The sequence below is a fragment of the Streptomyces sp. NPDC058195 genome (genome assembly GCF_042883525.1).
Taxonomy (GTDB): domain Bacteria; phylum Actinomycetota; class Actinomycetes; order Streptomycetales; family Streptomycetaceae; genus Streptomyces.
Window position 1 is genome coordinate 1 of record NZ_JBHVVM010000060.1, and the last position, 7745, is coordinate 7745.

Genomic DNA, 7745 nt, shown 5'->3' on the forward strand with positions numbered 1-7745 from the left:
TCGCCGTTACCGCCGCGGCCGTGGTCGCCACCCTTGCCACCGCGGTCTCCACCGCGGTCGCCGCCGCCGTAGCCGCCGCGGTCGCCGCCGTCGTCAGGGCCGTTCTCCCCGGCGACCACAGCGGCCATGAAGCCGCCACCCGTGTGCACGCCACCGTGGGGACGGTCGCCGCGGTCGCCGTGACCGCCGCGGCCGTGGTCGCCGCCGCCCTTGCCACCGCGGTCGCCGCCGTAGCCGCCCTTGCCGCCGCGGTCGCCGCCGCCGTAGCCGCCGCGGTCGCCGCCGTCGTCGGGGCCGTTCTCCCCGGCGACCGCAGCGGCCATGAAGCCGCCGCCGGTGTGGATGCCGCCGTGCGGGCGGCCGTGGTCGCCGCCCTTGCCGCCGCGGTCGCCGTGACCGCCGCGGCCGTGGTCGCCACCCTTGCCACCGCGGTCTCCACCGCGGTCGCCGCCGCCGTAGCCGCCGCGGTCGCCGCCGTCGTCGGGGCCGTTCTCCCCGGTGATCACGCGGGCCATGAAGCCCCCGCCGGTGTGGATGCCGCCGTGCGGGCGGCCGTGGTCGCCGCCCTTGCCGCCGCGGTCTCCACCACGGTCGCCGTGGTCGCCGCCGCCCTTGCCGCCGCGGTCTCCGTGGTCTCCACCGCGGTCGCCGCCGCGGTCTCCGTGGTCTCCACCGCGGTCGCCGCCGCGGTCTCCTCCGCGGTCGCCGCCGCGGTCTCCTCCGCGGTCGCCGCCGCGGTCTCCGTAGTCTTCGTCCTGCGAGGACGAGTAGCCGTTGTCGTGGCCCGAGTCGCCGGACGTCGCCATGGCGTAGGCGGCCGGGCCGGTGATGGCGAGAACCGCTGTGACAGCGGCCGAAGCGAACAGTGTGCGGGCAGAGCGCATCTGAACACATTCCTTCCGTTGCAACTGCGTAGAGTGACGGGCTGTCGACTCAATGTGGCGCAGTGGCGACGTGATCCACCGTCAGCCGGAATGCCGGTGCGCGCCATCGGAGAGAGCCGCACGGGAGCCGTCGCGTGGGCTCTTCGGGTGGCATGAGGCTGATAATCACCCGTTGGACTGCACGTCGGCGACGCCGGAGGTTTGGGCGACGCGCCCCCACCCGTTTGCCGCGCCCGCGCCGCTGCCTGGCGCGCCTCGCCCGTCCCGCGTAGCTCCGCCGCTCCTGTGAACGCGCCTGTGGGGGAAGGGAATTGACGCGAGGTGCGCGGATCGTGCCCCGCCCACTCCGTGTTTCTCGCTGTTCCCGGCCCGCGCCCGTTCCGCCTCCGGAACGTCACCGAACCGTCCCCCGGACGCCTGGGGGCGGCCGACGCGCCGCAGCCCGCCTCCTTGCTTTGAGCGCCCTCAGGTGTCCGGGACGGCGGCATCGGAGTGCCGGGGGAGGCGGGACGGCGGCGGAGCGACCGCGGCGGACAAAACCGGTTGTCCGGTGATTCGGTGCTCTGCTCTACTCGTCGCCGACATCGGCCGACCGAAGGAGCGGGTCATGCGAGGAACTCCCATGTTCATTCAGGCGGGAATTATCACTGGCTTTGATGACATGGAGTTTCGTGCACACGCTGAACCTTGGAATCCTGGCGCATGTCGACGCGGGTAAGACGAGCCTGACGGAACGGCTGCTTCACACTGCCGGAGTCATCGACGAGATCGGAAGCGTCGACGACGGCAGCACCCGGACCGATTCCCTGGCACTCGAACGGCAACGCGGTATCACCATCAAGTCCGCCGTCGTCTCGTTCGCCGTCGACGACACCACGGTCAATCTGATCGACACCCCCGGTCACCCCGATTTCATCGCCGAGGTCGAACGCGTACTGAATGTGCTCGACGGCGCCGTGCTGGTCGTCTCCGCCGTGGAAGGCGTACAGGCGCAGACCCGTGTACTGATGCGGACGCTGCGACGCCTGCGCATTCCGGCCCTGATCTTCGTGAACAAGGTCGACCGGGGCGGCGCGCGGGACGGGGCCGTACTGCGCGGCATCGCCGAGAAGCTCACCCCGGCCGTCCTCGCCATGGGCCGCGTCGAGGGGCCGGGCGGTCCCGGCGCCCGCTGCGTGCCGTACACCGGTGCCGACACCGGCTTCACGGACCGGCTCACCGAACTGCTCGCCGACCACGACGACGCCCTGCTCGACGCGTACGTCCGGGACGCCGCCTCGCTCCCGTACCACCGGCTGCGCGAGGAGCTGGCCGCGCAGACCGGGCGGGCCCTGGTGCATCCGGTGTACTTCGGCTCGGCGATCACCGGCGCCGGGGTGGATGCCCTGGTCGCCGGGGTCAGGGAGCTGCTGCCCGCCGCCCGCGGCGATGGAGCCGGGCCGGTCTCGGGCACGGTCTTCAAGGTGGAGCGCGGGCCGGGCGGCGAGCGGACGGCGTACGTACGGATGTTCTCCGGCACCGTCCGGGTCCGCGACCGGCTGGCCTTCGGCCGGGACGACCGGCGCACCGAGGGCAAGGTGACCGGGATCAGCGTCTTCGACCAGGGCTCTGCCGTCAGCGGGCCGGAGGTCGGCGCGGGCCGGATCGCCAAGCTCCAGGGGCTCACCGGCATCCGGATCGGCGACCCCGTCGGCGTACCGGACACCGCCCGGCCGCGCCGGTGGTTCGCGCCGCCCACCCTGGAGTCCGTGGTGGTCCCCCGCCCTCCGGCGAACCGGGGTGAGCTGCATATCGCGCTCGCCCGGCTCGCCGAGCAGGACCCGCTGATCGACCTGCGGCAGGACGACGTCCGCGACGAGGTGTCCGTCTCGCTCTACGGGGAGGTGCAGAAGGAAGTCATCCAGGCGACGCTGGCCGAGGAATTCGGAATCGGCGTCACCTTCCGCGAGACCACCACCATCTGTCTGGAACGGCCGGACGGCAGCGGTGCGGCGCACGAGATCATCGAGCAGGACGGCAATCCCTTTCTGGCGACCATCGGCCTCAGGGTCGATCCCGCGCCGGCCGGCAGCGGAATCTCCTACCGGCTGGAGGTGGAACTGGGCTCGATGCCCTTTTCCCTGATGCGGGCGGTGGAAGACACCGTGAAAGAGACCCTGGCCCAGGGAATTCACGGCTGGCAGGTCACCGACTGCGTCGTCACCCTGACGCGTTCTGGCTACTGGCCCCGCCAGAGCCACTCCCACGCGACCTTCGACAAGAGCATGTCGAGCACCGCGGGCGACTTCCGCGATCTGACCCCGCTGGTGCTGATGGACGCGCTGAAGCGGGCCGGTACCACGGTGTACGAGCCGGTCCACCGGTTCCGGCTGGAGCTCCCCGCGGATCTGCTCGGCCCGGTGCTGCCCGTGCTCGCCCGGCTGCGGGCCGTCCCGGGGACACCCGCCCCGCACGGTGCCGTCTGCGTACTGGAAGGGGAGGTCCCGGCGGCCCGGATCCACGAACTCCAGCAGCGGCTCCCGGCCCTGACGCGGGGCGAGGGGGTGCTCGAATCCGGCTTCGCCCGCTACCTGCCCGTCGTCGGCACGCCCCCGGACCGGCCGCGCACGGACCGCGACCCGCTCCACCGCAAGGAGTATCTGCTGCGTACGGTGCGCGGGGTCGCCGCCGGTGAACAGCCGCGCTGAGCTGGGAGGACACCCTTTAGGATCGGGCCGGGGCGCGCCACCGGGAGCGGCCCGACCGATCGAGGGGGAGTGAGCGACCGATGGCCATGGTCGGCCTGTTCTGGATCGCCGAGGGCGATGTGTACCTGGGCGCGAAGCCGTCCGGCCGGGCTCCCGGGGTACGGCTGACGCCCGAGGGCGTGCTGGGTCTGGGCGACGGGCAGTCCAGCCTCTGGCTCTGGGAGGACGTACAGGCCCTGACCCTGGCCGACGTCCCCCTGAAGTCCCTGACGCGGCGGGCCGGGATCATCGGGACCGTGGCGGTGGAAACGGTGATGAACCTCGTCCTGCCCGAGCGCCCGCTCCGGTCGGGCGAGGCCCCGCCGATGATGACCCTGCGGGTGGAGTCCGGCGGGTCCGAGCACGCGCTGCGGGCCTACACCGCCGCGGCGGCCGGTTACTCCGAGGCGGAGGCGGGCCTCTCCGGGGCCGTCCTGTCCCGGCTCACCGAGGGCGCCGGGACGATGGCCACGACGCTGACGGCCATGGCGGAGTGGGGCCGCGCCGAGGGCGGGGCGCCCCGGGGTGCCGAGCGGGAACGGCTGCTGCGCCGATGGGCGGACTAGGGCCTGACCCGGGAGAGCCGTCAGTTGAGCAGGGAGCGGGCTGCCCGCGCCCGGTGACGGATCGCCTCCGCCGCCGCGGGCTCGACCCCGTCGACCACGTCCGCGTACTCCTCCATCTCCGCCGCCCCGCGCTGGAACTGCCCGCTCTGGACGAGCAGCTGGGCCCGCTCGTAGCGGAGCCGGGCAGGGTGCGAGGGGAGCAGCAGTGACAGCTCCACCGCCCACAGCGCCACGTCCGTGCGCTCCGGGCGGGCCGAAGCCCAGGCCCGGATGTTGTTCAGGACGCGCTGCACGATGTCCAGGGTCCGCGCGGGCTCCATCATCGAGGCGTCGAGCGGCCGGCCGGTCGCCCCCGCCGCCAGCAGCTCCGCGTCCTGACCGCTCATCGGCCGCCCGCCGTCGAAGGGGTCGGCCAGCACCTGCTCGGCCGGATCGCCGAAGCCGACGACGAAATGACCGGGCAGCGCCACCCCGTACACCGGGGCGCCCGCCCGCCGCGCGACCTCGATCCACACCACGGACAGCAGGATCGGCAGCCCGCGACGCCTGCGCAGCACCGCGTGCAGCAACGACGACTCCAGCCGCCGGTAGTCGGCCGAGGACCCCGCGAACCCGCACCGCTCACCGAGCAGCCCGGCCAGGGCGGACGCCCAGGCCCGGCCGCCGCGGACCCCGTAGGGCAGTTGCCCCGCCAGCTCGTCCAGCTCGATCTGCGCCGCGTCGATCCCGTGCGCGTCCAGCTCCGGATCGGCCACCGCGCCCAGCAGCAGGCAGAGCAGCGCGAGGTCCGGCCGCTCGGCCCGCGCCTCCTCGGCGAACCGCCGGCGCCAGGACTCCTGGTCCGGACGGCCCGGCCGCCCGGCGGATTCCGTACTCATCGCGCCCGCCCGCCCCCGCTCACGCCGACCGGAAGTGGTGGTAGAGGTGGTGGACCGCGAAGCCCATGCCGTCGTACAGCGCCCGCGCCCCCGGGTTGTCCTGCTCGACCTGGAGCCACGCCGCCGACGCGCCCTCCGCCAGGGCCTGGCGGGCGAGCGCGGTCATCACCGAGGTGGCCAGCCCCTGGCGGCGGTGTGCCGGGCCGACCTCGACGGCCATGAATCCGGCCCAGCGCCCGTCCACCACGCACCGCCCGATCGCGGCGGGCGGTGCGCCCTCCTCGTCACCGGGCACCGAGGCGAACCACACCGAGGGGCCGCCGCGCAGCACCGCGAGGACGTGCGGGCCCGGGGTCTCGAAGCGCTGGTAGCGGGCGAGCCAGGTCTCGTCGGGCTCCCGGCCCAGCCGTACCCGGGACACGTCCGCGTCCAGGTCGCCGACCGGGGCCAGCCCGGCCACGCGGACCTCCGTCGTCACCTCGCGGCGCCAGCCGCGCTCCGTCAGCGCCGCGGCGAGTACTTCCTGGGTGCCCTCGGCGCCGGTCGCGACCTGGAGGTACGCGGGCAGCTCACGGCGCCCGTACCACTCCCGGACGTACCCGAGGGCGTCGTCCAGCGGGAGGCCCGGATCGCCGAGCGGCAGTACGGAGTTGGCGCGCCGGGTGAAGCCCCGTGCGGCGCGCAGCCGCCAGTCGCCCAGCGGCTCGCTCTCCACCGGCGGCCACGCGCGGGCGCAGACCGCGGCGAGTTCCGCGAAGGAGGCCGCCGGACCGCGCCGCCGGGCCGGGGCCGCGGGCACCACCTTGCCCGCCACCAGAACCGCCTCGGCGATGCGGACCGGCTCACCGTTCCTGGGTGTGATCGAGAGCACACCGTCGTCCCACGATGTGAGAACGCCGACCGTGTCCGCGAAGAGCGCCCCTTGCGGGCCGCTCTCGCACATACGCCGGACTGATACACGTTTGCCCACGTCAGCAGGTGTGATTCGGACCGTGAGCTGTCCGCCGATGGTGAATTCCACGGCTCTGTACGCCCCTCCTGTTCGGTTCGTGCCCCGGAACGGAGATACTAGGGGCGGGCATCGACGACGCCGCGCTCCCGCGCGAGAGCCAACGCCCTACCGAGGAGGAACGACAGCGTGACCTACGTCATCGCGCAGCCTTGTGTCGACGTCAAGGACAAGGCCTGCATCGAAGAGTGCCCCGTCGACTGCATCTACGAGGGCCAGCGGTCCTTGTACATCCACCCGGACGAGTGTGTCGACTGCGGAGCCTGTGAGCCGGTGTGCCCGGTCGAGGCGATCTTCTACGAGGACGACACCCCGGAGGAGTGGAAGGACTACTACAAGGCGAACGTCGAGTTCTTCGACGACCTCGGGTCTCCCGGTGGTGCTTCCAAGCTCGGCCTGATCGAGCGCGATCACCCGTTCATCGCCGCGCTCCCGCCGCAGAACCAGTAGTCGGCGGCCCACAAGTGCGCCGCCCCGGTCCCGTACGGCTCGTCACCGTGCGGGACCGAGGTGTTTTCCGCTCCGTATGAGAAAGCAGAGATCCGTGTCCGCAGTCTCCTCCCGCCTCCCGGTCTTCCCCTGGGACAAGCTCACGCCCTTCAAGTCGACGGCCGCCGCCCACCCGGACGGCATCGTGGACCTGTCGGTGGGCACGCCCGTCGACCCGGTGCCCGAGCTGATCCAGCGGGCGCTGGTCGCCGCCGCGGACAGCCCCGGCTATCCGACGGTGTGGGGGACCGCCGAGCTGCGTGACGCGATCACCGGCTGGCTGGAGCGGCGGCTCGGCGCGCGCGGCGCCGGTCACGAGAACGTCCTGCCGGTCGTCGGTTCGAAGGAGCTGGTGGCCTGGCTGCCGACCCAGCTCGGCCTCGGCGCGGGCGACAAGGTGGCCTACCCCCGGCTCGCCTACCCGACGTACGAGGTGGGCGCCCGGCTCTGCGGCGCCGAGCCCGTCGTCTACGACGACCCGACGGAGCTGGACCCGGCCGGGCTGAAGCTGCTCTGGCTCAACTCGCCGTCGAACCCGACCGGCCGCGTCCTGCCCAGGGAGGAGCTGACCCGGATCGTCGCCTGGGCCCGTGAGCACGGGGTGCTGGTCTTCAGCGACGAGTGCTACCTGGAGCTCGGCTGGGAGGCCGAGCCGGTCTCCGTGCTCCACCCGGATGTCTGCGGCGGTACGTACGAGGGCGTCGTCGCCGTCCACTCGCTGTCCAAGCGCTCCAACCTCGCCGGATACCGCGCGGCCTTCATCGCGGGCGACGCGGCGGTCCTGGGCGAGCTGCTGCTGATCCGCAAGCACGGCGGCATGATGACCCCCGCCCCGGTCCAGGCGGCGGCGGTCGCGGCGCTCGGCGACGACGCGCACGTGGCCGGACAGCGGGCCCGGTACGCCGAGCGGCGCACCGCGCTGCGCGCCGCTCTGGAGGCGCACGGCTTCCGCGTCGAGCACAGCGAGGCCAGCCTCTACCTGTGGGCGACCCGGGACGAACCGTGCTGGGAGACCGTGGCGTACCTGGCGGAGCTCGGCATCCTGGTCGCGCCGGGCGACTTCTACGGTCCGGCCGGAGACCGCTTCGTACGGGTGGCGTTCACGGCCACGGACGAGCGGGTGGCGGCGGCCGTCAAGCGGCTGGCCTGAGTCACCGGTACGCGAGAGGCCCCGGGAGTGCGCACTCCCGGGG

7 protein-coding genes are annotated in these 7745 nt (G+C 73.2%); 5 read left to right on the plus strand and 2 right to left on the minus strand.

The window, feature by feature from the left end; all coding sequences use genetic code 11:
* From ACFVWY_RS35245 to ACFVWY_RS35255, 3 genes are all read left to right on the plus strand, one after another.
* Window positions 1–1040, plus strand: a 1040-nt coding sequence (locus ACFVWY_RS35245) for a hypothetical protein (protein ID WP_389879003.1), incomplete at its 5' end; no start/stop codon positions are given.
* Window positions 1041–1555: 515 nt separating this feature from the next.
* The gene (locus tag ACFVWY_RS35250; protein WP_389879004.1) at window positions 1556–3571 is read left to right on the plus strand and encodes a GTP-binding protein; all 2016 of its coding nucleotides are present in this window, start codon (window positions 1556–1558) and stop codon (window positions 3569–3571) included.
* A gap of 80 nt (window positions 3572–3651) precedes the next feature.
* On the plus strand, window positions 3652–4176 hold the full coding sequence (locus ACFVWY_RS35255; protein ID WP_389879005.1) for a hypothetical protein: 525 nt from the start codon (window positions 3652–3654) through the stop codon (window positions 4174–4176).
* Between the two features lie 20 nt (window positions 4177–4196).
* On the opposite strand, the gene ACFVWY_RS35260 is transcribed toward ACFVWY_RS35255, so the two are convergent.
* Entirely contained in the window at window positions 4197–5054 is an 858-nt protein-coding gene (locus ACFVWY_RS35260; protein ID WP_389879006.1) for a tetratricopeptide repeat protein, read from the minus strand.
* 19 nt (window positions 5055–5073) lie between these two features.
* Window positions 5074–6075, minus strand: coding sequence for a GNAT family N-acetyltransferase (locus tag ACFVWY_RS35265; protein WP_389879007.1), 1002 nt, complete (start codon window positions 6073–6075; stop codon window positions 5074–5076).
* Between the two features lie 117 nt (window positions 6076–6192).
* Between ACFVWY_RS35265 and fdxA the strand changes: the two genes are divergently transcribed.
* Window positions 6193–6513 (plus strand): ferredoxin, encoded by a 321-nt coding sequence (gene fdxA, locus ACFVWY_RS35270; RefSeq protein ID WP_037688837.1) that lies wholly within the window; start codon window positions 6193–6195, stop codon window positions 6511–6513.
* Between the two features lie 94 nt (window positions 6514–6607).
* Window positions 6608–7702: a succinyldiaminopimelate transaminase gene (dapC, locus tag ACFVWY_RS35275; RefSeq protein ID WP_389879008.1), complete on the plus strand. Its 1095-nt coding sequence runs from the start codon at window positions 6608–6610 to the stop codon at window positions 7700–7702.
* The last annotated feature ends 43 nt before the right edge of the window (window positions 7703–7745 follow it).